General features: G+C 69.0%; 23 protein-coding genes and 2 tRNA genes. 15 read left to right on the forward strand and 10 right to left on the reverse strand.

Annotated elements, in window-relative coordinates; translation table 11 throughout:
• The first annotated feature begins 11 nt into the window (after positions 1-11).
• From B9Y95_RS03765 to B9Y95_RS03780, 4 genes are all read left to right on the forward strand, one after another.
• Positions 12-536: a DUF6993 domain-containing protein gene (locus B9Y95_RS03765; protein WP_234993951.1), complete on the forward strand. Its 525-nt coding sequence runs from the start codon at positions 12-14 to the stop codon at positions 534-536.
• 105 nt (positions 537-641) lie between these two features.
• On the forward strand, positions 642-2,087 hold the full coding sequence (locus B9Y95_RS03770; RefSeq protein ID WP_085510664.1) for an amino acid permease: 1,446 nt from the start codon (positions 642-644) through the stop codon (positions 2,085-2,087).
• A gap of 13 nt (positions 2,088-2,100) precedes the next feature.
• Positions 2,101-3,783, forward strand: a complete 1,683-nt coding sequence (gene ettA, locus B9Y95_RS03775; RefSeq protein WP_085510665.1) for an energy-dependent translational throttle protein EttA — start codon at positions 2,101-2,103, stop codon at positions 3,781-3,783.
• An 87-nt stretch (positions 3,784-3,870) separates the two neighbouring features.
• Positions 3,871-4,344: an acyl-CoA thioesterase gene (locus B9Y95_RS03780; RefSeq protein ID WP_064295138.1), complete on the forward strand. Its 474-nt coding sequence runs from the start codon at positions 3,871-3,873 to the stop codon at positions 4,342-4,344.
• 10 nt (positions 4,345-4,354) lie between these two features.
• On the opposite strand, the gene B9Y95_RS03785 is transcribed toward B9Y95_RS03780, so the two are convergent.
• Positions 4,355-5,227 (reverse strand): acyl-CoA thioesterase, encoded by an 873-nt coding sequence (locus B9Y95_RS03785; RefSeq protein ID WP_234993952.1) that lies wholly within the window; start codon positions 5,225-5,227, stop codon positions 4,355-4,357.
• Positions 5,228-5,353: 126 nt separating this feature from the next.
• On the opposite strand from B9Y95_RS03785, the gene B9Y95_RS03790 reads away from it, so the two are divergent.
• Positions 5,354-6,034: a DUF8185 domain-containing protein gene (locus B9Y95_RS03790; RefSeq protein ID WP_085510666.1), complete on the forward strand. Its 681-nt coding sequence runs from the start codon at positions 5,354-5,356 to the stop codon at positions 6,032-6,034.
• 3 nt (positions 6,035-6,037) lie between these two features.
• Here B9Y95_RS03790 and B9Y95_RS03795 read toward each other — a convergent pair whose 3' ends face one another.
• From B9Y95_RS03795 to pepN, 6 genes are all read right to left on the reverse strand, one after another.
• Complete coding sequence (locus tag B9Y95_RS03795) at positions 6,038-7,720, reverse strand: FAD-binding dehydrogenase (protein ID WP_085510667.1); 1,683 nt, start codon at positions 7,718-7,720, stop codon at positions 6,038-6,040.
• Between the two features lie 55 nt (positions 7,721-7,775).
• Positions 7,776-8,180: a globin gene (locus B9Y95_RS03800; protein ID WP_079705698.1), complete on the reverse strand. Its 405-nt coding sequence runs from the start codon at positions 8,178-8,180 to the stop codon at positions 7,776-7,778.
• A gap of 20 nt (positions 8,181-8,200) precedes the next feature.
• A complete protein-coding gene (locus B9Y95_RS03805) occupies positions 8,201-9,208 on the reverse strand; it encodes a mechanosensitive ion channel family protein (protein WP_085510668.1) in 1,008 nt (335 codons plus the stop codon).
• 81 nt (positions 9,209-9,289) lie between these two features.
• On the reverse strand, positions 9,290-9,964 hold the full coding sequence (locus tag B9Y95_RS03810) for a response regulator (protein ID WP_085510669.1): 675 nt from the start codon (positions 9,962-9,964) through the stop codon (positions 9,290-9,292).
• Positions 9,961-11,250, reverse strand: coding sequence for a sensor histidine kinase (locus B9Y95_RS03815; protein WP_085510670.1), 1,290 nt, complete (start codon positions 11,248-11,250; stop codon positions 9,961-9,963). Before B9Y95_RS03815 ends, B9Y95_RS03810 begins: the two co-directional genes overlap by 4 nt.
• 144 nt (positions 11,251-11,394) lie before the next feature.
• Positions 11,395-13,938, reverse strand: coding sequence for an aminopeptidase N (gene pepN / locus B9Y95_RS03820; RefSeq protein ID WP_085510671.1), 2,544 nt, complete (start codon positions 13,936-13,938; stop codon positions 11,395-11,397).
• A 142-nt stretch (positions 13,939-14,080) separates the two neighbouring features.
• Between pepN and B9Y95_RS03825 the strand changes: the two genes are divergently transcribed.
• The 4 genes from B9Y95_RS03825 to B9Y95_RS03840 all read left to right on the forward strand — a co-directional run bounded on the left by B9Y95_RS03825 (position 14,081) and on the right by B9Y95_RS03840 (position 17,880).
• Entirely contained in the window at positions 14,081-14,704 is a 624-nt protein-coding gene (locus B9Y95_RS03825) for a mycothiol-dependent nitroreductase Rv2466c family protein (protein ID WP_085510672.1), read from the forward strand.
• A 35-nt stretch (positions 14,705-14,739) separates the two neighbouring features.
• On the forward strand, positions 14,740-15,228 hold the full coding sequence (locus tag B9Y95_RS03830) for a ribose-5-phosphate isomerase (RefSeq protein ID WP_085510673.1): 489 nt from the start codon (positions 14,740-14,742) through the stop codon (positions 15,226-15,228).
• Positions 15,229-15,290: 62 nt separating this feature from the next.
• On the forward strand, positions 15,291-16,292 hold the full coding sequence (locus tag B9Y95_RS03835; protein ID WP_085510674.1) for an Fpg/Nei family DNA glycosylase: 1,002 nt from the start codon (positions 15,291-15,293) through the stop codon (positions 16,290-16,292).
• Positions 16,293-16,329: 37 nt separating this feature from the next.
• Positions 16,330-17,880 carry an amidohydrolase gene (locus B9Y95_RS03840; RefSeq protein ID WP_085510675.1) on the forward strand — a complete coding sequence of 517 codons (1,551 nt, stop codon included), beginning with the start codon at positions 16,330-16,332 and terminating at the stop codon, positions 17,878-17,880.
• Between the two features lie 90 nt (positions 17,881-17,970).
• On the opposite strand, the gene B9Y95_RS03845 is transcribed toward B9Y95_RS03840, so the two are convergent.
• Positions 17,971-18,459 carry a Dps family protein gene (locus tag B9Y95_RS03845; protein ID WP_085510676.1) on the reverse strand — a complete coding sequence of 163 codons (489 nt, stop codon included), beginning with the start codon at positions 18,457-18,459 and terminating at the stop codon, positions 17,971-17,973.
• Between the two features lie 215 nt (positions 18,460-18,674).
• On the opposite strand from B9Y95_RS03845, the gene B9Y95_RS03850 reads away from it, so the two are divergent.
• Entirely contained in the window at positions 18,675-19,211 is a 537-nt protein-coding gene (locus B9Y95_RS03850; RefSeq protein WP_085510677.1) for a gamma carbonic anhydrase family protein, read from the forward strand.
• Here B9Y95_RS03850 and B9Y95_RS03855 read toward each other — a convergent pair.
• Positions 19,208-19,399: a hypothetical protein gene (locus tag B9Y95_RS03855; RefSeq protein ID WP_085510678.1), complete on the reverse strand. Its 192-nt coding sequence runs from the start codon at positions 19,397-19,399 to the stop codon at positions 19,208-19,210. The two genes, B9Y95_RS03850 and B9Y95_RS03855, sit on opposite strands and share 4 nt — an antisense overlap.
• 587 nt (positions 19,400-19,986) lie before the next feature.
• A tRNA-Gly gene (locus tag B9Y95_RS03860) sits at positions 19,987-20,057 on the reverse strand.
• Between the two features lie 193 nt (positions 20,058-20,250).
• Here B9Y95_RS03860 and B9Y95_RS03865 point away from each other — a divergent pair.
• The 5 genes from B9Y95_RS03865 (at position 20,251) to B9Y95_RS03885 (ending at position 23,876) form a co-directional block, all read left to right on the forward strand.
• A tRNA-Pro gene (locus tag B9Y95_RS03865) sits at positions 20,251-20,324 on the forward strand.
• A 55-nt stretch (positions 20,325-20,379) separates the two neighbouring features.
• Positions 20,380-21,846, forward strand: a complete 1,467-nt coding sequence (gene tig, locus B9Y95_RS03870) for a trigger factor (protein WP_159453325.1) — start codon at positions 20,380-20,382, stop codon at positions 21,844-21,846.
• An 86-nt stretch (positions 21,847-21,932) separates the two neighbouring features.
• Entirely contained in the window at positions 21,933-22,439 is a 507-nt protein-coding gene (locus B9Y95_RS03875) for a tetratricopeptide repeat protein (protein ID WP_085510680.1), read from the forward strand.
• Positions 22,440-22,583: 144 nt separating this feature from the next.
• Positions 22,584-23,177, forward strand: coding sequence for an ATP-dependent Clp protease proteolytic subunit (locus tag B9Y95_RS03880; RefSeq protein ID WP_056006680.1), 594 nt, complete (start codon positions 22,584-22,586; stop codon positions 23,175-23,177).
• 30 nt (positions 23,178-23,207) lie between these two features.
• A complete protein-coding gene (locus tag B9Y95_RS03885; protein ID WP_056006676.1) occupies positions 23,208-23,876 on the forward strand; it encodes an ATP-dependent Clp protease proteolytic subunit in 669 nt (222 codons plus the stop codon).
• Positions 23,877-23,893 lie beyond the last annotated feature (17 nt).

Raw genomic sequence — 23,893 nt, forward strand, 5'->3', positions numbered from 1 at the left:
GACTGCTCGACGTGCAGAAGAGCCTCCGCGACCGCCCCGTCTCAGCCGTCACCTCGATCCGTCGCCGCACGTCGATCGCCGGCGTCCGGGCCGGCGTGGTGCTCGGCCTGCTCGGCATCGCCGTGACCGGCTGCACCCAGCCCGCTCCCGCGCCGACGGCCACACCGAGCCAGACGCCGACCGCCACTGAGACGGCTCCGGCGGCGCCGGTGCTGCTCCCCGAGGGCACCGCCACCGACAACCTGCCGTTCTTCGACGCCGTGAACGGCGCCACGCTCGCCGCGAACCCCGCCGCCGGCGGCCAGGCGATCATCGACGGTCTCGTCGCCGCCGGCTTCCCGAAGGCGGAGATGGAGGTCTCCTCGGACATGACGAGCATCGGCGAGCCAGCCGACTCGATCCAGTTCGCCATCCGGTGGCAAGGACAGTGCATCCTCGGGCAGAACGGTCCGGCGACGGGGTACCACTCGTCGGTGGTGTCGCAGCTCGACACCGGGCGATGCCTCATCGGTGTCACCCGCGCGATCGACTGGTAGAGCCGCCGACCACCCCCGGGCTGGTGCAAGGCATGGGCATGCCATAACCTGACATTTCAGATATCGCCACCTCCCGGGTGGCTCGATCCGGAATCGAGGGCATGCATGACCGCCGACCCATCACCTGGCGGGGAACCGGCCACCGAGGCCGTCTTCCTGGCCGACGAACGCCTGGCGGTGGCGCCGACGGCGCTGGCCCACACACTCAAGCCTCGTCATCTGGCGCTGATCGCCCTCGGCGGCATGATCGGCGCCAGGCTCCTCGTGGCGTCGAGCACGGCGATCCTCGCAGCGGGCCCCGGCGTGATCCTCGCGTACGCCCTTGCCGGCGTGGTCGTGGTGCTCGTCATGCGCATGCTGGGGGAGATGGCCTCCGCATCGCCCGAGACCGGGTCGTTCTCCGCTTACGCCTCGCGATTCATCGGCCCCTGGGCCGGTCTCGCGATCGGATGGCTCTACTGGTGGTTCTGGGTCGTGGTCGTCGGCATCGAGGCGACCGCCGCAGCGCAGATCGTCAGTCAGTGGCTACCCGGTCTCCCGCAGTGGATCCCGGCGCTCGTGATCACCGTCGCGTTCCTCGCCGCCAACCTCGTCTCGGTGAAGTCGTTCGGTGAGTTCGAGTTCTGGTTCTCGTCGATCAAGATCATGGCCATCGTCCTGTTCATCGCGGCCGGCGTGCTCATCATCGTGGGCGTCATCCCCAACGAGGCGGCGACCGTCGCCAACCTCGCTCCCGACGCCGGCGGGTTCCTCCCGTTCGGCATCGGTGGGGTGCTGGCCGCACTCCTGCCGATCATCTTCTCGATGTTCGGTGCGGAGGTCGCTACCATCGCCGCAGGCGAGTCTGAGGACCCGAAGGGGGCGGTCCGCAAGGCTGTGAACTCCGTCGTCTGGCGGATCCTGCTGTTCTACATCGGCTCGATCCTGGTCGTCCTCATCGTGGTGCCGTGGACGGAGATCACGCCGGGGATCAGTCCCTTCGTCACCATGTTGCACGCCGCCGGGATCCCCGGTGCCGGAGTGGCGATGGACATCATCGTCTTCACGGCCCTGCTGTCGACACTCAACGCCTCGCTGTACACGGCATCGCGCATGCTGTTCTCCCTCGGCGGCCGCGGGGAGGCCCTGCGAGCGGTCCGCGCGACGACGCGACGCGGCACGCCGGCGGTCGCGATCCTGTGCTCGGCCGTCGTCGGGCTCGTGTGCGTCCTGTTGAACTACCTCGCACCGGACGAGGTCTTCACCTTCCTCGTCAACTCCACCGGCGCGATCGCGATCTTCGTGTGGATCGTGATCGCCGTCGCCCAGCTGCGCAGCCGACGGGTCGATCAGGTCTCGGCGTCGGAGAGCGGCGACCGCGTCGGCGGGATCCGCATGTGGGGACACCCGTGGCTCACGGTCGTGGTTGTCGTCGCGCTCGTCGCGCTGCTGGTGTCGATGTTCTTCGGCGGACCCGCCCGGCTCCTCGAGGTGACGACGAGTTGCGCGATCGCGGCGGCGGCAGTCATCGCGGGCGTCGTCGTGCAGCGCAAACGGAGGGTCCGCCCGTAGACTGGACGGCGACATGGCTGAATACATTTACTCGATGGTCCGCGCCCGCAAGGCGGTCGGCGACAAGCTCATCCTCGACGACGTGACGATGGCGTTCCTGCCCGGAGCGAAGATCGGCGTCGTCGGCCCGAACGGTGCCGGTAAGTCCACGATCCTGAAGATCATGGCGGGGATCGACACCCCCTCGAACGGCGAGGCGAAGCTCACGCCGGGCTTCAGCGTCGGCATCCTCATGCAGGAGCCGGAACTCGACGAGGACAAGACCGTGCTCGAGAACGTCCAGGAGGGCGTCGGCGAGATCAAGGGCAAGATCGACCGCTTCAACGAGATCTCGCTCGCGATGGCCGAGCCCGACGCCGACTTCGACGCCCTGCTCGCCGAGATGGGCGTGCTGCAGGAGGCGATCGACGCCGCCGACGCCTGGGACCTCGACTCGCAGCTGGAGCAGGCGATGGACGCCCTGCGCTGCCCGCCGTCCGACGCCACGGTCGCCCACCTCTCCGGTGGTGAGAAGCGGCGCGTCGCACTCTGCAAGCTCCTCTTGCAGAAGCCCGACCTCCTGCTCCTCGACGAGCCCACCAACCACCTCGACGCCGAGAGCGTGCTCTGGCTCGAGCAGCACCTCGCCCAGTACGCGGGCGCCGTGCTCGCCGTCACCCACGACCGGTACTTCCTCGACCACGTCGCAGAGTGGATCTGTGAGGTCGACCGCGGTCGCCTGTACCCGTATGAAGGCAACTACTCGACCTACCTCGAGAAGAAGGGCGAGCGTCTCAACGTCCAGGGCAAGAAGGACGCGAAGCTCGCCAAGCGACTCGCGAGCGAACTCGAGTGGGTCCGCAGCAACGCGAAGGGCCGCCAGGCGAAGTCGAAGGCTCGTCTCGCTCGCTACGAGGAGATGGCGACGGAGGCCGAGCGCACCAGGAAGCTCGACTTCGAGGAGATCCAGATCCCCGCCGGTCCGCGACTCGGCTCGACGGTCCTCGAGGCCAAGAAGCTCGAGAAGGGCTTCGACGGACGCGTCCTCATCGACGACCTCTCCTTCAGCCTCCCGCGCAACGGCATCGTCGGCATCATCGGCCCGAACGGTGTCGGTAAGACCACGCTGTTCAAGACCATCGTCGGCATCGAGCCGCTCGATGCCGGTGAGCTCAAGGTCGGCGAGACGGTGAAGCTCTCCTACGTCGACCAGTCCCGTGGGGGCATCGACCCCAACAAGACGCTCTGGGAGGTCGTGTCCGAAGGGCTCGACTACATCCAGGTCGGCAACCAGGAGATCCCGTCCCGCGCCTACGTGTCGACCTTCGGGTTCAAGGGGCCAGACCAGCAGAAGAAGGCCGGCGTCCTCTCCGGTGGTGAGCGCAACCGACTGAACCTCGCGCTGACGCTCAAGCAGGGCGGGAACCTCCTGCTGCTCGACGAACCGACCAACGACCTCGACGTCGAGACGCTCTCGAGCCTCGAGAACGCGCTCCTCGAGTTCCCGGGTTGCGCCGTGGTCATCACCCACGACCGATGGTTCCTCGACCGCATCGCGACGCACATCCTGTCGTACGAGGGCACCGAGGAGAACCCGTCGAACTGGCACTGGTTCGAGGGAAACTTCGAGTCCTACGAAGAGGACAAGATCAAGCGCCTCGGACCAGATGCGGCCAAACCGCACCGCTCCGCGTACCGCAAGCTCACGCGCGACTAGAACCCGTGCGAACGGCCCATCGGCTCCTGCCGGTGGGCCGTCGTCCGTTCACGACCCGTACGTCCCCGACCCACGGAGGGCCCAGCAATGACCAGACTCCACGTGCCGATCCCACTGCGGTGGGGCGACCTCGACGCCTTCAACCACGTCAATAACGCCTCGATGCTCAAGCTGCTGGAGGAGGCGCGCGTCCGCGTCTTCTGGATCCCGACGCTGGCGTCGGAGGACGTCCCGCCGACCGCGGTCATCGATGCGAGCCTCGAGGCCGAGACGCTGACGCTCGTGGCGCACCAGGAGATCGAGTACCTGGCCCCGATCCCGTACCAGCGCGATCCTCTCGACGTCCAGCTCTGGATGGGCAAGATCGGCGGAGCCAGCCTGCAGGTCGCGTACGAGGTCTACTCGCCGCTGGGCGGGGCATCGCAGACGCTGTACGCCCGAGCCTCGACGACGGTCGTCATGGTGGACGCCAAGACGCTCAAGCCGCGCCGGATCTCGGACGTCGAACGTGCCGCATGGGAGCCGTTCCTCGAGGATCCGATCGAGTTCTCGCGGCGCTGAGCGGAGCCGGTCACCGAGGCGTCGGGAACCGCACCATGCCCTCCTGGGCGACGCTCGCGACGAGGCGACCAGCCCGATCGTAGATGCGCCCGAGGGACAGACCTCGTCCACCGGTGGCGCTCGGGGAATCCTGCAGGTAGAGCAGCCACTCGTCGACGCGGGCGGGTCGGTGCCACCACATGGCGTGGTCGAGACTCGCGATCTTGATGCCCGGGGTGGCCCACGGGACGCCGTGACGACGGAGCACCGGCTCAAGGATCGTGTAGTCACTCGCGTAGGCGAGCGCGGCACGGTGCAGCGCCGGGTCGTCGGGCAGGTCCTCGATCGTCTTGAACCACACCGCTTGCCGGGTGGTCCGCTCGCCCTCCACCCGGAGGTAGACGGGGGAGCCGACGTGTCTGAGGTCGAAGGGGCGTCCCGTCGCCCACGCCTCGGCCGCCGGGTGGTCGATCCCGCTGAGGAGCTCGGCGGCTGACGGGAGCGTCTCCGGGTCCGGGATCCCGTCGGGCAGCTCGATCTGATGCTCCGGGCCCTCGTCCTGGGTCTGGAAGGACGCGATCATCGAGAGAATCGGCACCCCGTTCTGGTACGCCTGGGTGCGCCGGGTGGCGAACGAGCGTCCGTCGTGGATGCGGTCGACCGCGAAGGTGATCGGTAGATCGACGTCGCCTGGTCGGAGAAAGTACCCGTGCATCGAGTGGATGATGCGTTCGGCGTCGACGGTCCGGGTCGCGGCGACGACGGACTGGGCGAGCACCTGACCACCGAAGACCCGCCCCTGCGGCATCCATTGCGACGGACCGGTGAAGATGTCTTCGTCGGTCCGGACACCGGGAGCACTGAGGTCGAGTGCGGTGAGCAGGGAGTGGATCGGTTCCTTCACGCGAACACGCCTTTCTTCCGGGGGTCGAGGCTCGGTCGTCGATTCCCGACCCGACCCGCCGAGTCTATCCAGGCGCTGGCGACGCGGTGCCGGAGCGCACGCGGCGGTGGCGTAGATTGAGAGGAGATGTCCACCACCTTGCAGCTCCTCGACGCCACCTCGCTCGCCGACCTCCGCACCTTCCTCGCACGCGCCGCCCGGATCGACGACTCCGGTGTACGACTCCTGGCTGCCGGGGACGTCTTGGCGGTCTCCGCCCCGGTGCTGCACCCGCAGGGGCTGCTCGACCGGAGTCCGACGATCATCGGGATGCGCACCTTCGCACTCGCCGAACCCGCCACGGCGGACGTCCTCGCGACCCCGCGTGAACTCATCGACCGCATCGTCCGCACGCTCGGCGGCGTCGCAGACGAGGACCTGGTCGCGGATGCCGGCGAGACCGTGCCGTTCGAGCTGCCGCCGTCCACGAGGACGGCTCCGTGGGTCGGACAGGCGCCGCCGCGTGGCGGCTGGGAACGCGCGGGCGACGTGGACACCATCGAGCTCGAACTCGTCGCCAGGACGGGGGCCGCGGAGATCGCCGAGACGCTCCCCACGGCGGTGGGCGATCAGATCGTCCAGAAGGTGCGGTCGCAGGTCTGGTCCCGGCCCCTCGGCTACGGCCACGGACTCCCGACCGGAGCGGCGTTCGCCGCGGTGGCCCTCGGCTTCATCGCCGAGCCGGAGCGCGCGGCCGTCTTCCGCTCAGGCGGATGGGTGCGCTTGAGCACCCGACGCGGGCATGTGCTCGCGGGCGCCGTTTCCTGATCCTCAGGCGCCTGCCATCGCGCGGCCGGCGGTCCGACCGCTGAACAGACACCCGCCGAGGAAGGTCCCCTCGAGCGCGCGGTAGCCGTGGATCCCTCCACCACCGAAGCCGGCCGCCTCACCGGCGGCGTAGAGGCCGGGCACCGGGTTCCCGTCCGGGCCGAGGACTCGACTCGCGAGGTCGGTCTCCAGCCCACCGAGGCTCTTGCGGGTCAGGACGTGCAGCTTCACCGCGATGAGCGGTCCGGCTTTCGGATCGAGGAGCCGGTGCGGTGCGGCGACGCGGATGAGTTTGTCGCCCCGGTAGGAGCGGGCACCGCGGAGCGCGGTGATCTGCAGGTCCTTCGTGAACGGGTTGTCGATCTCGCGATCGCGGGCCTCCACCTCAGCGATGACGTTCGCCACGTCGATCGGCGTCTCCGGGCTCAGCTCCTGCATGCCGGCGACCAGCTCGGTGAGCGTGTCGGCGACGACGAAGTCAGCGCCGTGCTGTTTGAACGCCTCGACCGGCCCGGGCGCTCCAGGGCCGATGCGCTTCGCGAGTAGCCCGAGGTCCTTCCCGGTGAGGTCGGGGTTCTGCTCGCTCCCCGACAGCGCGAACTCCTTCTCGATGATCCGCTGGGTCAGCACGAACCAGCTGTGGTCGTGGCCGGTGGCACGCAGGTGCGCGAGGGTACCGAGCGTGTCGAACCCCGGGAAGAGCGGCACCGGGAGCCGCTTCCCGGTCGCGTCGAACCAGAGCGATGACGGCCCCGGCAGGATCCTGATGCCGTGCTGCGGCCAGATCGGATCCCAGTTGGTGATGCCTTCGACGTAGTGCCACATCCGGTCGCCGTTGATGAGACGCCCGCCCGCGCGCTCGCTGATCGCCAGCATGCGTCCGTCGACGTGCGCGGGGACTCCGGAGAGCATGGTCGTCGGCGGCGTCCCGAGCCGGGCCGGCCACTGTTCGCGGACGAGGTCGTGGTTCCCTCCGATGCCGCCGCTCGCGACGAGCACCGCGGGCGCCCTGCACGAGAACTCGCCGACGACCTCACGCGTGCTCGGAGCCCCGCGCTCGGCATGCGACGGGGCGAGCACGGAGCCGCGTACGCCGACGACCGCGCCGTCCTCGGTGAGTAGCTCGTCCACACGGTGCCGGAAGTGAGCCGACACCGAGCCGTCCTCGACACCGGCGTTCACCCGTCGGACGAAGGGCGCGACGACACCGGGTCCGGTGCCCCAGGTGATGTGGAAGCGGGGAACGGAGTTGCCGTGGCCGATGGCGCCGTAACCGCCCCGTTCCGCCCAGCCGACGACCGGGAAGAACCGCATGCCCTGCTCGTGGAGCCAGGCGCGCTTCTCGCCCGCGGCGAAATCGAGGTACGCCTCCGCCCAGCGCTTGGGCCAGTGGTCCTCGGGGCGGTCGAATGCTGCTGCGCCGAACCAGTCCTGGGTCGCGAGCTCGAGCGAATCACGGACGCCGAGGTGGCGCTGCTCGGGGGAGTCGACCAGGAACAGGCCGCCGAACGACCAGTGCGCCTGGCCACCGAGGTTCGACTCCGGCTCCTGTTCGAGCAGGATGACCCGCTTGCCGGCGTCGATGAGCTCCGCGGCGGCGACGAGCCCGGCCAGCCCGCTGCCGATCACGATCGCGTCGGCCTCGGTTCGATCGGCGGACGAATCGGGCGGGACGGCTGCTGGCATCTGCTGACTCCTTCGGCACGGACGTGCGTCCGATCCTACGACCGTGCAGCCGGAATCAGAGGAGACTGCGGCGCGGAGCCCCTGGATCCTCGTCGAAGGTGTTGACCATGGCGTGGGCTGCCCGCTCGAGGTAGTCCCAGAGCGTCGCCTCGTGCACCGGCGCGAGGTCGAGGCTGTCGACAGCGGCCCGCATGTGCAGCAGCCAGCGGTCGCGAGCGTCGGGGTTCACGTGGAAGGGCTGGTGCCGGAGGCGAAGACGCGGGTGGCCCCGTTCGGCGCTGTAGGTGCCGGGCCCGCCCCAGTACTGCTCGAGGAAGAGCATCAGCCGGTCGGCCGCCGGACCGAGGTCCTCCTCGGGGTACATCGGTTTCAGGACGGGGTCGCCGGCCACGCCGCGGTAGAACTCGTCGACGAGGGCCTTGAAGGTGGCGTGTCCGCCGACCTGCTCGTAGAAGGACATGCCTGGTGCCTGGGAGTCGGTCACTGCTGCCCTCTCGGGGGTCGCTTGGTCTTCGGCGCCCGCGGCGGGACCACCGTGGTCGGGTGGGTGCGCGGGGGACGCGAACCGGTCACGCTCGCGGCACCTTCGAAGCCCGAGAGGACGATGCTGTTGAGCGACGGCAGTTTGACGTCCATCTCGTCGACGGCGCGCTTCAACCGCATCCGCAGTTCGCGAGCCACGTCGTCCTTGGCACTCGTGCGCGTCTTGATGACCAGGCGGATGACGAGGGCGTCGCCCGAGATCGACTCGAGACCCCACAGTTCAGGCTTCTCGAGGATGCGGGAGCGCCACTTGGGGTCGTGGGCGAGCTCGTTCGCCGTGTCGAGCATGCGCTCCTGGACGGCCTCGACATCGGTGTCGTACGGGATCGCCAGATCGATGATGACCCGCGACCACCCCTGCGACATGTTGCCGACCCGCAGGATCTCGCCGTTCCGGACGAACCAGAGCGTGCCGTTGACGTCGCGCACCTGGGTGATCCGGATGCCGACGGTCTCGACGACGCCGGTGGCGGGCCCCAGGTCGACCACGTCGCCCACACCCAGCTGGTCCTCGACCACCATGAACAGGCCGTTGAGGATGTCCTTGACGATGTTCTGCGCGCCGAAACCGAGACCGGCACCGACCGCCGCAGTGAGCAGGGCGAAGGAGCCGATGATGCTCGGGTCGATGACGTTCACGACCAGGATGGCCGCGATGATGACGATGGTGACGTTGACGATGTTGCTGAGCACGGTTCCGAGGGTCCGCGTGCGCTGGACGAGTCGGACGGCGGCGAGCGGCGAGGCGAGCAGCGATTGCGTATCGGTGACGTCGGCGCTCTTCTTGACGCCGGTCACGATGCGGCCCACGACGCGTCGGATGACGAATCGGAGTACCCAAGCGGCGGCGAACGCCAGGCCGATCACGACCACCACGCCGATGATCTTCCACCCCGCCGTCCAGAGGAAGGCGGTCACGTCAGGCCAGATCTCATCCCAGTTCATATGCGACTCAGTGTATCGAGCGACCCGGAGTGAACCGTGTGAGCCGCCCGGGTGCGAGCCGGACGGTGCCTGCGTGAACGGTCATGGACGCACGAGTCCGTGCTTGTAGGCGAAGATGACCGCCTGCACGCGGTCGCGCAGCTGCAGCTTCATGAGCACGCGACCGACGTGCGTCTTCACCGTCGACTCGGAGAGGACGAAGTGGGCGGCGATCTCCGCGTTGCTCAGGCCTTCCGCCATGGCGACGAGGATGTCGTGCTCCCGCGGTGTCAGCTCGGCGAGTTCTGTTGCCGAGCCGTCCTCGGCGGCCGCGGGCGTGCCGGGGAGGGCCGTCGCGAAGAGTTCGAGCATCCGCTTCGTGATGCGGGTCGAGACGGCGGCGTCGCCGGCGTGGACCGCGCGGATCGCGGACGTCAGCTCGTTCGGCAGGGCGTCCTTCAGGAGGAAGCCGCTCGCGCCGGCCCGCAGCGCTCCGAAGGCGTACTCGTCGAGGTCGAAGGTCGTCAGGATGATGATGCGGCTGTCGGGGTTCGCGGCGACGATCCTCCTGGTCGCCTCGATCCCGTCGAGTCCCGGCATCCGGACGTCCATGAGGATCACGTCGGGCCGCAGGGTGGCGGCGAGGTGGATCGCCTCGGCGCCGTTCGAAGCCTCGCCGACCACGTCCAGATCGTCCTCCGCGCCGAGCACGAGACCGAATCCGAGCCGGATGAGCTGTTGGTCGTCGACGAGCAGGATGCGGACGGGATCGGTCATGGTGTGGTTCCTCGTGGTTCGGTGGTCGGCGGGGACGTTCTCGTCGGGCGTGGTTCCAGCGGGAGGAGGGCATGGACGCGCCACAGCCGATCGCCGACGGCTCCGGCGGTGACCCGACCCCCTTGGAACGCGACGCGTTCACGGAGGCCCAGTAACCCCTGGCCGGCGCCGAGCGACGGCGCGTCCGGAATGGACCCGTCGTTCTCGACGATGAGCTCGAGGTGCTCGTCGTCGGTGGTGATGACGACGTCGACGCGCTTCGGCCGCTCGGAGTACCGCAGGGCGTTCGTGAGTGCCTCCTGCGTGATGCGGTGCACGGCGAGCAGGATCGACGGGTCGTCCGTCGACGGCCCCGAGACGGTGAGGGCGACCGGTAGGCCGAGCCCGCGGAAGGTCTCGACGAGCGCGGGGATCGACGCGGCGTCGGGTTGCGGAGCGAGGGGTGCGCTGCCGGTCTCGCGGAGGACACCGAGCATGCGTCGCATGTCGACGAGGGAGCCGCGGGCGGCGTCGGTGACGGCGGTCATGGCGGACCGGGACGCCGCCGGGTCCTTCGTCGCCAGGGCCCCCTCGCTCAGTGCGACGATGACGGTGAGACTGTGGGAGACGATGTCGTGCATCTCGCGGGCGATGCGGGTCCGCTCGGCGACGGCGGCGAGCTGGGCCTGCTGGTCGCGCTCACGGGCCAGCTGCGCCGCCCGATCGACGAGGGCTTCGACGTACCGCTTGCGATTGCCGACGTTGATCCCGATCAGCAGCCCGAAGAGCGCGAAGAGGACGACCGAGATGATGGTCTGCTGCGGCTCTCCCGGCGCGTGTGGCGCGGCCCAGGGCAGGAACGGGGCGAGGACGGCGACCACCGCTGCGGTGGCGAACGCCTGCCAGCCGAGTGCGACGGTCCGGTACACGGCCACGGAGTAGAGCAGGATCGGCACCGCGAACGCGTCGACGCCCACCGTCTGTGCGACCGAGACGAGCCCGACGGCGATGACGAGCACGGTCATCGCGAGCGGGCGCCGTCGCCTGAGCAGGACAGCGAGCGTCGTGATGCCCACGATCGCGACGGCGAGCGCGATGCGACCAGGCTGGGCCGCCAGGTCGACGTCGAACCACTCGACGGTGCTGACGGAGAGCGCGACGAGGAGGTACCCGGCGGCGATGAGCGAGTCGGCGGTCCACGGATGCCTCGACCACCAGCGTCGGACGACCCCGGGCGGGCGCGGGAGCATCAGTGCGGCCTCCGTCGCGGCCCGGTCCCGGTCGGAGGACGGCTTCCGAGCGGTCACGACGAGGACGACCCTGAGGGTCGGTCGTCGTTCACTGGGCCGCGCATCCCTCCAGGATACGGAGAACCCCTCCACAGCGGGTCGTGCCGTGGAGGGGTTCTCGCCAGAGGATCCTGGTACCGGAGTGCTATCCGGCCGAGTGGATCACGCGGCGTCCCGTGCCTGTGCCGCGAGTGCGCGCTCGACCCCGGCGAGGGCTTCGACGAGCATGCGTCGGAGTGCCGGGACATCGGCGTTGGCTTCCAACCACGCGCGGGTGCGGTCGCGGAGCTCGGTCGAGGCGAGCGCCGCCGGGTAGAGCCCCTCGACGATGTACTCGGCGATCTTGTAGCTGCGCGACTCCCAGACCGACGTGAGCGCGGCGAAGTACGGCTCCACGAGCGGCTGCAGGACGGCGGGGTCGATGACGTGCCCGAACCCGAGACCGACGTTCCGGACGATCGCGTTCGGCTGGTCGTCGTGCTCGACGACCGAGTCGAACGCTGCGCGCTTGCCCTCGACGGTGGGGATCGTCGCCCGTGCACGAGCGGCCGCCTGCGCGCCGTTCGCCGTGTTGTCCTCGGCGAGCGCCGCATCGATGTCCGAACCGTCCGCGAGACCGAGGAGGACCAGGCCCTCGAGGAGCTCCCAGCGGAGGTCGGTGTCGATCTCCAGGCCCGGGAGTGCCGCGGAGCCGTCGCGCAGTGCACGCAGGTGCTCGCCGTGCTCAGGGGTCGAGGCGAGGGCGGCGAAGAACTTCACGAACTGGAACTGCGCGTCGGAGCCGGCCTCCGCCTCCTGGGCGAGCGTCCAGAGCGCGTCGCCGACCCGGGAGATGGTCGCCAGGCGGCGTTCCGGAGCGACGTAGTTGCGCGCGGCCAGACCGAGCTGGCCGAGCGTGGTGCGCAGGGTCGTCGACTCGGTCTCCGTGGCGATGTTCCCGAGGACGAGCTCCACGTAGTCGGAGGCGCTCGACTCGGCGTCGCGGGTCGCGTCCCAGGCAGCGCCCCAGACCAGCGAGCGCGCGAGCGGGTCCTCGATCGAGGCGAGGTGGCCGATCGCCGTCGCGAGCGACCGCTCGTCGAGGCGGATCTTCGCGTAGGCGAGGTCGTCGTCGTTCAGCAGCACCAGGTCGGGCTGCGTCTCACCGACGAGCTCCGGCACCTCGGTGAGCGCCCCGTCGACGTCGAGTTCGACGCGTTGGGTGCGGACGAGCTTGCCGTCCTGCAGCCGGTACAGGCCGATGGCGAGTCGGTGCGGACGCAGCGTGTCGTAGTCCGCGGGGACCGTCTGCCGGACGGCGAACGCGGTGAACGCGCCGTCGGCGTCGACCGTGAACTCCGGGCTCAACGTCCCGACCCCGGCGGTCTCGAGCCACAGTTTCGACCACTCGCGGAGGTCGCGGCCGCTCGTCGCCTCGAGCTCGACGAGCAGGTCGTCGAGCACGGTGTTGCCGAACTCGTGCTTGCGGAAGTAGTTGCCGACGCCGGCGAAGAACGCCTCGATGCCCACCCAGGCGGCGAGCTGCTTCAGGACGGAGCCGCCCTTGGCGTAGGTGATGCCGTCGAAGTTGACCTGGACGTCCTCGAGGTCGTTGATGGTCGCGACGATCGGGTGCGTCGACGGCAGCTGGTCCTGCCGGTACGCCCAGGTCTTCTCCATCGCGTTGAAGGTCGTCCACGCCTCGGTCCATTCGGTGGCCTCCGCGGTGGCGATCGTCGAAGCCCATTCCGCGAACGACTCGTTCAACCACAGGTCGTTCCACCACTTCATGGTGACGAGGTCGCCGAACCACATGTGGGCCAGCTCGTGCAGGATCGTGACGACCCGGCGCTCCTTGATCGCGTCGGTCACCTTCGAGCGGAACACGTAGGTCTCGGTGAAGGTCACCGCGCCGGCGTTCTCCATCGCGCCCGCGTTGAACTCGGGGACGAAGAGCTGGTCGTACTTCTCGAACGGGTACGGGTACGCGAACTTCTCCTCGTAGTACGCGAAGCCCTGACGCGTCTTCTCGAAGATGTAGTCGGCGTCGAGGTACTCCGCCAGGCTCTTGCGAGCGAAGACGCCCAGCGGGATGGTCCGGCCGTCGCTCGAGGTGAGCTCGCTGCGCACCACGTCGTACGGGCCGGCCACGATCGCGGTGATGTAAGAGGAGATGCGCTGCGTGGGTGCGAAGCTCCAGGTCGCCGCGCCGTCGTGCGCCGGTACCGGCTCAGGCGTGGGGGAGTTGCTGACGACCTGCCAGGCCGCGGGCGCCGTGATCGTGAAGGAGAACGTCGCCTTCAGATCGGGCTGCTCGAAGACCGCGAACACCCGACGGGAGTCCGGCACCTCGAACTGGCTGTACAGGTACACCTCGCCGTCGACGGGGTCGACGAAGCGGTGGAGGCCCTCACCGGTGTTGGTGTACTCGGCGTCCGCGTCGACGACGAGCACGTTCTCCGCAGCGAGGCCGTCGAGCTGGATGCGCACGCCGTCGGAGACGGTCGACGGGTCGAGCTCGACGCCGTTCAGCGTGACGGAGTGGACGGTGCGCGTCATGGCGTCGATGAAGGTCGAAGCACCCGGTTCACCGGTGAAGCGGACGGTCGTGGTGCTGCGGAACACCTCGGGACCGGTCGTGAGGTCGAGCACGACCTCGTAGCTCGACGTGTCGACGAGCGCTCTGCGCTCCTGGGCTTCGACTCGGGTGAGGTTCTCTCCTGGCACAACTGCTCCCTGGTGTTGATGGACACGTGACGTGTGAACTGCACGTGGTCGCTCGTGACGACCGCGGCACGGTCAACCAGCCTAGACCCGCCGTCCGTCCGATTCGGGGGAGTCGACGGTGATCGGCGCGTAGGGTGACGACATGACGACTTCCGCTGCAGACACCACCCGCGTCGACTTCTGGTTCGACCCCTCCTGCCCGTGGGCCTGGATGACCTCGCGTTGGGTCGACGAGGTCACCGACGCCCGGAACCTCGACGTCCACTGGCACATCATGAGCCTCGCAGTCCTCAACGAGGACCAGGACGTCAGCGACGACTACCGGGCATTCTTCCCCCGGGCGCTCCGATACACGCGGCTCGTCGCCGCCGCGGCAGCCGAACACGGACACGCGGTCGTCAAGCCGCTCTACGACGCGCTCGGCACGCGGATCCACCCCGGCGGACGCGCGGAGGACGTCGACGCCGTGATCGCCGAAGCCCTCGCCGAGACCGGGCTGCCGGCGGCGATCGCCGAAGCGTCGACGACGGACGCCTACGACGGGCCCATGCGCGAGAGCCACTTCGACGGTATCGGACGGGTCGGCCAGGACGTCGGCACCCCCGTCATCGCGATCGACGACGTGGCGTTCTTCGGACCCGTCATCTCACCGGCGCCGAAGGGCGAGCAAGCGCTCGCGCTGTGGGACGGTGTCGTCGCCGCTGCCGCCTACCCGGGCTTCTTCGAGCTGAAGCGCAGCCGCACGGCGGACCCGATCTTCGACTGACGCGACGCCGGCGCCCGGAACCCTAGACTTTCCACATGCGCATCCACATCGCCACCGATCACGCCGGTCTCGAGCTCAGTCAGTTCCTGCAGGACCACCTGCGCGCAGCCGGTCACGACGTCGTCGACCACGGCCCGGCCGAGTACGACGCGTTGGACGACTACCCGGCGTTCTGCATCAACGCGGCGAAGGCCGTCGTGCGCGACCAGCAGGCCGGTGTGGACGCCCTCGGCGTGGTGTTCGGCGGCTCGGGTAACGGCGAGCAGATCGCCGCGAACAAGGTCGTCGGTGTCCGCGCGGCGCTCGTCTGGAACCTCAGCACGGCGCAGCTGGCTCGGCAGCACAACGACGCCAACGTCATCTCGATCGGTGCGCGTCAGCACAGTACCGACGAGGCGGTGTCCTTCATCGACGCGTTCATCGCCGAGCCGTTCAGCCTCGAGGAACGTCACGCCCGCCGGATCGCCCAGCTCGCCGAGTTCGAGGCGACCGGCACCATCGCCGGCAAGCACGTCGACGCCTGACGCGTCCTCCACCGCCACCGCGCGGCGCGCCGGATCGCGCCCCCACCGAGTGAGGAGTCACCATGCCCGAGGGGCACTCCGTCCATCGCATCGCCCGGCAGTTCGCTCAGAACTTCGTCGGACACCGGGTCTCCGTGTCGTCTCCCCAGGGCCGCTTCGCCGAGGGTGCCGCCGTGCTCGACGGCCGGACGGTCACCGACGCCAAGGCCGTGGGCAAGCAGATGTTCCTCGAGTTCGACGACGGACTGTGGTTGCGGGTGCACCTCGGTCTGTACGGCGCGTGGGACTTCGCCGGTGAGATCCGGTCGGACCCGACCATCGCCGCGTCGAACGGCCGCATGGGGCAGACGAACCAGCGCGGCACGGTGCTCGACGACGACGATGCGCCGATCCACGATGCGGACGGCGAGAACTCCCTGCACAGCATCGGTGCACCGCGCCGGGCCAGGGTCCGGATGTCCGAGCAGTCGAGCCCACTCGCCGAGATCGACGAGCGGTTCCCACCCGAACCGGTGGGTCAGGTGCGCGTGCGGCTGTTGACCGAGACGACCGTGGCGGACCTCCGCGGGCCGACCGCCTGCGAGGTGATCGACGCCGCCGGCGTGCAGGCCGTCATCGATCGGCTTGGACCGGACCCACTGCTCGACCCGAGCGCGGAGGCGGGCGAGCGGTTCGTGTCGCGTGCGCACCGCAAGGGTTCCCCGATCGGTCTGCTCCTCATGGATCAGCAGATCATCAGCGGGATCGGCAACGTCTACCGCGCCGAACTGCTGTTCCGCGCCCGTCTCGATCCGCACCGCACCGGGAAGACGGTCCCCGTCGAGACGCTTCGCGAGATCTGGCTCGACTGGACGCGGTTGCTCGCGATCGGGGTCGAGACCGGACAGATGATGACGATGGACGACCTGTCGGCGGCCGACTACCGCCTCGCGATGGCCAACCGCGCCGATCGCCACTGGGTCTACAAGCGGGAGGGACTGCCGTGCCGGGTCTGCGGGACGAACATCCTCTTGGAGGAGATGGGCGCCCGCAAGCTGTACTGGTGCCCGAACTGTCAGCGCTGAACCGAACCCGCCTGCCGAACCGACGAGGACCGATGTGATGACCGAGCACCGCCCTGGACCCGATGGCGACCTCGTCACGACGATCGCCGACGTCCACCTGTCCGGACCGCGCCGCGGAGGCGCGTCCGATGCCGAACGGGTCGACGTCCTGCTGGAGGACGGCTCGATCGTGGCGATCCGACCCGCCGACCCCGAGGTCCTGCTCCGCTCCGACCCCGGGGTGTTGGACGGCGGTGGTGGGTTCCTCCTGCCCGGGCTCTGGGACCACCACGTGCACTTCACGCAGTGGGCGCGTACGGCCAGGCGCGTCGACCTGTCCTCGGCCGCATCCGCCGCCGAGGCGGTCGAGTTGGTCGCTGAGCGGATCGCTCAGGAGGCCGACGGTGATGGCTGGGTCGAGGGCGCGAGGTTCCGGGACGCCCTCTGGCCGGACACGCCGACGTTCGCACTGCTCGACGTGATCGCACCGGACCGCGAGGTCGTGCTGGTCAGCGCCGACCTCCACTGCTGCTGGCTGAACAGCGCGGCGCTCCGGGCCACGGGCTTCGCCGACCATCCCACCGGCCTGTTGCGGGAGGAGGAGTCGTTCGCCGTCCTCAAACAGCTCGACCAGGTCGCCGACGAGCTCTCCGACCGGTGGGTCGACGCCGCAGCCGATCAGGCGGCATCCCGCGGCGTCGTCGGCGTCGTCGACCTGGAGATGCGCTGGAACGCCGCTGACTGGATCCGTCGGGTCGGAAACGGGACTCGCGCGCTCCGCATCTCCTTCGGTGTGTACGCCGAGCACCTCGAGCGCGCGATCGACGCCGGGCTCGTGACCGGGGGAGTGCTCGCCGGAACGGACGGCCTGGTGCAGGTCGGTCCGTTCAAGGTCATCACCGACGGATCCCTCAACACCCGGACGGCCTGCTGCGAAGCTCCCTACCCGGGTTCGGCTCCCGGAACCGACGCACACGGGATGCTCAACGTCCCGCCGGAGCGACTCACCGCGCTGCTCACCCTGGCGACCGCCAACGGCCTCCATTGCGCGGTGCACGCCATCGGTGACCGAGCCAACACCCTCGCGCTCGACGCCATCGAGACGACCGGCGCGAGGGGCACGATCGAGCACGCGCAGCTGCTCCGGGCGTCGGACCTCGAGCGGTTCGCGCGGACCGGAACGGCTGCGAGTGTCCAGCCGGAACACGCGATGGACGATCGGGACATCGCCGAGGTCCACTGGGCCGGGCGCACCGACCGTGCCTTCGTGCTCCGCAGCCTCCTCGATGCCGGCGCCACGCTCCGACTCGGTTCCGACGCCCCGGTCGCTCCGCTCGACCCGTGGGTCTCCATCGCCGCGGCCGTGACGCGCAGCCGCGATGGACGCGAGGCCTGGCACGGGGAGCAGGCCATCACGGTCGAGGAGGCACTGGCGGCGTCGACCAGAGGAGACGACGACGTGGTGGCCGTCGGCCGCCCCGCCGACCTCGTCGTCGTGCCGTTCGACCCGTTCTCCTGCGCAACGGAGGCCCTGCGCACCATGCCGGTCCTGGCGACGATGTTGGGTGGTCGCCTGACGGCAGCCGGGAGGCCCGGCCCGGGGGCGTGACGCTGCGCGGCCCGCGGGAACACGACGAAGGGGCAGCCACGGTGGACTGCCCCTTCGTAGGTGATGCTCGCGGGTCGCCCCGCCGGGGTGCTAGCGGCTGAGGTGCGCGAAGAGGAACCAGCGGTCCTTGTCGAGGCCGCGGGCGATCTCGATCGCGATGTCCTGGCTGGTCTGGTCGAGCTCGTCGAGCTCGTCGACCGCGGTGTTGACCGAGGCGGACGCTGCGTCGATGAGGGCGATGACCTCGGCGATGGTGCGGTCGGACTGCTGGAAGCCCTCGCTCAGCTCGGGCGTGCTGGTCTTCGCAGCGACGGTGCTGAGGCGCGCGTCGACCGGGAGGCCGAGGGCGACGATGCGCTCTGCAGCGAGGTCGGCCCACTCCTGCGCGTGCTCGACGATGTCGTCGAGCAGCTCATGGACGCCGATGAAGTTCGCGCCACGCACGTGCCAGTGGGCCTGCTTGCCGTTGACGACGATGGCGGTGAGGTCGACGACGACGGGGCTGAGGAACTGCGCGGTGCCTGCTGCGACGTCCGGGTTGGCGACGGCCTGCGGAATGGAGGTGGTGATGTCGGTCATGGTGTTTCCCCTTCGTTGACGAGTGAGGCACTGGTCGGACGGATTCGTCGGTCTGCTTGAATGCAACGGTACTCAGCCGCAGACATTCCGCAAGGAAGTCGAGGCTCGGCTTACGAAGGGTGGACTCAGCAAGGAAAGCCTGACCGTACCGGCGATTCACCCCGGAACGACGCGGGTTCCCGTCCGTCGGGGCCGCCTGCGATAGCGTGGCCGGTATGACGCTGCACGGTACGGTCAGGAAACTCTCAGACGGACGCTCGCCCCGCATCGATCCGAGCGCCTACACGGCGCCGGGATCCGTGCTGGTGGGAGCCGTCACGCTCGCCGCGGATTCGAGCGTCTGGTACAACGCCGTCCTGCGTGCGGACTCCGACTCGATCACGCTCGGCGCCGGGTCCAACATCCAGGACGGGGTCGCCGTGCACACGGACAGCGGCCCCCCGACGGTCATCGGGCGCAACGTCTCCGTCGGACACAACGCGGTCGTCCACGGCTGCACCGTCGAGGACGACTGCCTCATCGGCATGGGTTCCGTGATCCTGAGTGGCGCCGTGATCGGTGCCGGGTCGCTCGTCGCCGGGGGAGCGGTGGTCCTCGAGGGCATGATCGTGCCGCCCGGTTCGCTCGTCGCGGGGGTCCCGGCCAAGGTGCGGCGGGAGCTGACGGCCGACGAGCGGGAGGCGATCCGGCAGAACGCCGCACATTACGTCGCCCTCAGGGCGGTCCACGCCGCAGCCGTCGACGAGGATTAGCGGCGGCGTGCGTCGCGCTTCCGGAGGCGACGCTGCGCGGCGAGCGAGCCGGACAGGCAGACGACGCAGCCGATCATGCAGATGAGTCCGACGCCGAGTCGTCCGGTTGCGAGTGCGTACACCCCGACGAAGAAGATGAGCGCGCCGGCCACCGTCCAGATGTGGGGCCAGATCGCGTCGAGTCGCATGCGCTCAGCCTAGGGCGTCGGGCATCCCGTGCTCAGTCCTCCCCACGCGACGACCTGTCGAAGTGCTCAGCGTGGGACCTCCCGCTCCGGTGACCCTCTTCCGGTCCCTGAGTGACTCCTCCCGGTCCCTGACCAACTCCTACCGGTCCCTGAGTAACCTCCTCCGGTCGCTGAGCTTGTCGAAGGGCACGCGTAGGACCTCCCGCTCCGGCGAGGTTCTCCCGGTCCCTGAGTAACCTCCTCCGGTCCCTGAGTAACCTCCTCCGGTCCCTGAGCTTGTCGAAGGGTGTGGGTCTTCGTGGGCACTTCGACAGGCTCAGTGAGCGGGAGAGGTGTGCCCGGAATGATGAGGCGTCTTCGTGGGCACTTCGACAGGCTCAGCGACCGGGAGAGGTTCGCTCGGGATGCATGGTCCCTGAGCCTGTCGAAGGGCAGCTCGACACGTGTCACTTCAGCGACCGGGAGAGGTTCGCTCGGGATGCTTCGGTCCCTGAGGCTGTCAGGAGGCGCGGCGTCAGGAAGTCCCTGCACGATAACCGAACCGTCGCGCCTGCTTTCGCGGCGCTGCCTGGTTCTGATGGATGGAGAGGGGATGACGGGAATCGAACCCGCGTAATCAGTTTGGAAGACTGAGGCTCTACCATTGAGCTACATCCCCGAGGCGTCGCAGCGCGACGAACCCACCCGGCAATGCTACTGCATCCCGAGCGCCCATCCGTGCAGCTCCGAGTCCCGAGGCCGCTTCCGCCCCGGAAACCGCACAGGGGTCGCACAGATTCTGGGCTAGACTGACCGAGGCCATTTCGCCCACCGCTCGTCGGTCGGGCCGGCTGGCCGGATTGTCGCCGATCCGGGGCGTAGCTCAGCTTGGTAGAGCGCCCGGTTTGGGACCGGGAGGTCGCAGGTTCGAATCCTGTCGCCCCGACTCCGTTTTGCGTCCTCAACTGAGGCAGAATCCCCGACACAGGAGAAGTAATCACGTGAAGACCACGGTCGAGAAGCTGAGCCCCACTCGCGTCAAGCTCGCCATCGCGGTGACGCCCGAGGAGCTCAAGCCGAGCATCACCCACGCCTACGGACACATCGCCGAGGACATCAACGTCCCCGGCTTCCGTAAGGGCAAGGTGCCACCGGCGATCATCGACCAGCGCGTCGGCAAGGGCGCCGTGATCGAGCACGCCGTCAACGAGGGCCTCGACGGCTTCTTCCGTAAGGCACTCGAGGAGAACGAGCTCCGTCCGCTCGGCCGCCCGCAGGCCGACATCGTCGAGTGGCCGAACGAGAAGGACTTCTCCGGCGACCTGCTCGTGAACATCGAGGTCGACGTCCGTCCCGAGATCACGCTTCCCGCTTACGAGGGCCTCAAGCTCACCGTCGACGCCCAGGAAGCCGGCGAAGCCGACGTCCAGGACGAGCTCGACCGCATCCGTGCACGCTTCGGCACGCTCGTGACCGTCGACCGCCCGGCCAAGACGGGCGACTTCGCCCAGCTCGACCTGGTCGCCAAGATCAACGACGCCGAGGTCGACCGCGCGAGCGGCGTCTCCTACGAGATCGGTTCGGGCGAGCTGCTCACCGGCATCGACGAGGCACTCGACTCCCTCACCGCCGGTGAGACCACCACCTTCACCTCGCCGCTGCTCGGTGGCGAGCACGAGGGTGAGGACGCCGAGGTCACCGTCACCCTGACCGCCGTCAAGGAGCGCGAGCTTCCCGAGGCCGACGACGACTTCGCTCAGATCGCGAGCGAGTTCGACACCATCGACGAGTTCAAGGCGCAGCTGCGCGAGGTCGTCGAGCGCCAGCAGGTCATCACCCAGGGCCGCGACGCACGCACCGCGCTCGTCGACGCCATGCTCGAGGCCGCGCAGATCCCCGTGCCCGAGAGCGTCATCGAGGACGAGGTGCACCGTCACCTCGAGGGCGAGAACCGCCTCGAGGACGACGAGCACCGCGCCGAGGTCACCGAGTCCAGCGAGAAGGCACTGCGCACGCAGCTCCTCCTCGACGCCCTCGCGGAGTCGCTCAACGTGCAGGTGAACCAGAACGAGCTCACCGAGTACCTCATCCAGAGCGCGTCGCAGTACGGCATGGAGCCCGGTGAGTTCATCGAGGCACTCGGCCAGCAGGGTCAGATCCCCGCCATGGTCGGCGAGGTCGCCCGCAACAAGGCCATCGCCATCGCGCTCGGCAAGGCCGAGGTCGTCGACTCCAACGGCAAGCCCGTCGACCTGAGCGACTTCGTCGCCGTGGTCGAGGACGAGGACGCCGCCACCGAGACTGCAGCCGACGAGACGACCGAGGCTCCGGCCGAGGACGCCTCCGACGAGGCTCCGGCCGAGGCAGAGCCGAAGAAGGCCGCCGCCAAGAAGGCACCTGCGAAGAAGGCGCCCGCCAAGAAGGCACCGGCCAAGAAGGCCGCTGCCGACGAGGCCGCTGCCGAGTAGGACAGCACCAGCAGTGACGACAGGGGCGGAAGCGATTCCGCCCCTGTCGCGTCGTGTCCGGACGTACCCGACGAAGGAGAGACGCCATGACCGCGAGTGAAGCGACCACCTGGGACGACCGGGTCGAAGCCGTCTGGGCTGACGAGACCATCGACGACGAGCAGCGCATCGCGGCCATCGACGCCCTGGCCGCCGAGCGTCCGGCGGGTGACGCTCGCGCCGCGTTCGAGGCTGCCGGTGCACGCGACTCCGCCGGCCACGAGGTCGAGGCGGAGGTCTTCTATCGCGCCGCGCTCGAGGCTGGGCTCGACGAGGAGCACCGTCCGCAGGCGATCATCCAACTGGCGAGCACCCTCCGCAACCTCGGCCGGACCGCTGAGAGCGTCGCCCTGCTCGAACAGCAGCTCGCAGACGACCCGGCCGGTCCGTACGGGGACGCGACCGCGGCCTTCCTGGCCCTGGCGCTCGCCAGCTCGGGGGACCCTCGCCGAGCGACCGCGGTCGCCCTTCGTGCCCTCGTGCCGCACCTCCCGCGCTACCACCGGTCCGTCCGCGCCTACGCCGACGAACTCGAGACGGATCCGCTCAGCTGAGCCCCGACGTTCGCGCGGTCCGTCCGCTCGCCGTCCGCCTCCGGCGAACCCCGCCGCCCGGGAGTCTGCCGAGGGCGAACAGGGCGTTGGTCGTGCGTCGCCTCCGATAGATTCGAACCACTGCACAACCGAAACGGAGCGATAATGGCCGAACCACAGTTCTCGCCCAGTGTCTTTGACCGCCTGCTGAAGGACCGGATCATCTGGCTGGGCGCCGAGGTCCGCGACGAGAACGCGAACGAGATCGCGGCCAAGCTGCTGCTCCTCGCCGCGGACGACCCGAAGCGCGACATCTACCTCTACATCAACTCGCCCGGTGGCTCCATCACGGCCGGCATGGCCATATACGACACCATGCAGTTCGTGCCGAACGACATCGTCACGGTCGGTATCGGCATGGCGGCGTCGATGGGGCAGCTCCTCCTCACGGCCGGCACCAAGGGCAAGCGCTACATCACCCCGAACGCCCGCGTGCTCCTCCACCAGCCGCACGGCGGATTCGGCGGCACGTCGAGCGACATCCAGACCCAGGCGCAGCTCATCCTCGACATGAAGCGCCGTCTCGCCGAGATCACCGCGGCGCAGACCGGCAAGAGCGTCGAGCAGATCAACGCCGACGGCGACCGCGACCGCTGGTTCAACGCCGAAGAGGCGCTCGAATACGGTTTCGTCGACCACCTCCGTGAGTCCGCGCTCGACGTGGCCGGCGGCGGCGGAACCGTCGACAGCGACAAGTAACCCGGCTTCGACCAGACAGGAATGCAACACATGGAGACTCCAACGTTCAGTGCGGCGGGACGCTCGCTGCAGATGCCGGGTGCTCGCTACATCCTCCCGAGCTTCGAAGAGCGCACGGCCTACGGCTACAAGCGCCAGGACCCGTACGCGAAGCTCTTCGAGGACCGCATCATCTTCCTCGGCGTGCAGGTCGACGATGCATCGGCCGACGACATCATGGCCCAGCTGCTCGTGCTCGAGAGCATGGACCCCGACCGCGACATCGTCATGTACATCAACTCACCCGGTGGCTCGTTCACCGCGATGACGGCGATCTACGACACGATGCAGTACATCCGTCCGCACGTGATGACGGTGGTCCTCGGACAGGCGGCCTCCGCCGCTGCCGTGCTCACCGCCGCCGGTACGCCGGGCAAGCGCCTCGCGCTCCCGAACGCCCGCATCCTGATCCACCAGCCCGCCGTCGGCGAGGCCGGCCACGGTCAGGCTTCGGACATCGAGATCCAGGCGGCCGAGATCCTCCGCATGCGCGGCTGGCTCGAGTCGACCCTGGCACACCACTCCAACCGTTCGGTGGAGCAGGTCAACAAGGACATCGACCGCGACAAGATCCTCTCGGCCGCCGAGGCGCTCGAGTACGGTCTCATCGACCAGGTGCTCACCTCGCGGAAGAACCCGGTCGCGGCCATCACGGCCTGACCCGGCTCCCGTGCTCA

Source organism: Plantibacter flavus (assembly GCF_900177615.1).
GTDB lineage: Bacteria > Actinomycetota > Actinomycetes > Actinomycetales > Microbacteriaceae > Plantibacter > Plantibacter flavus.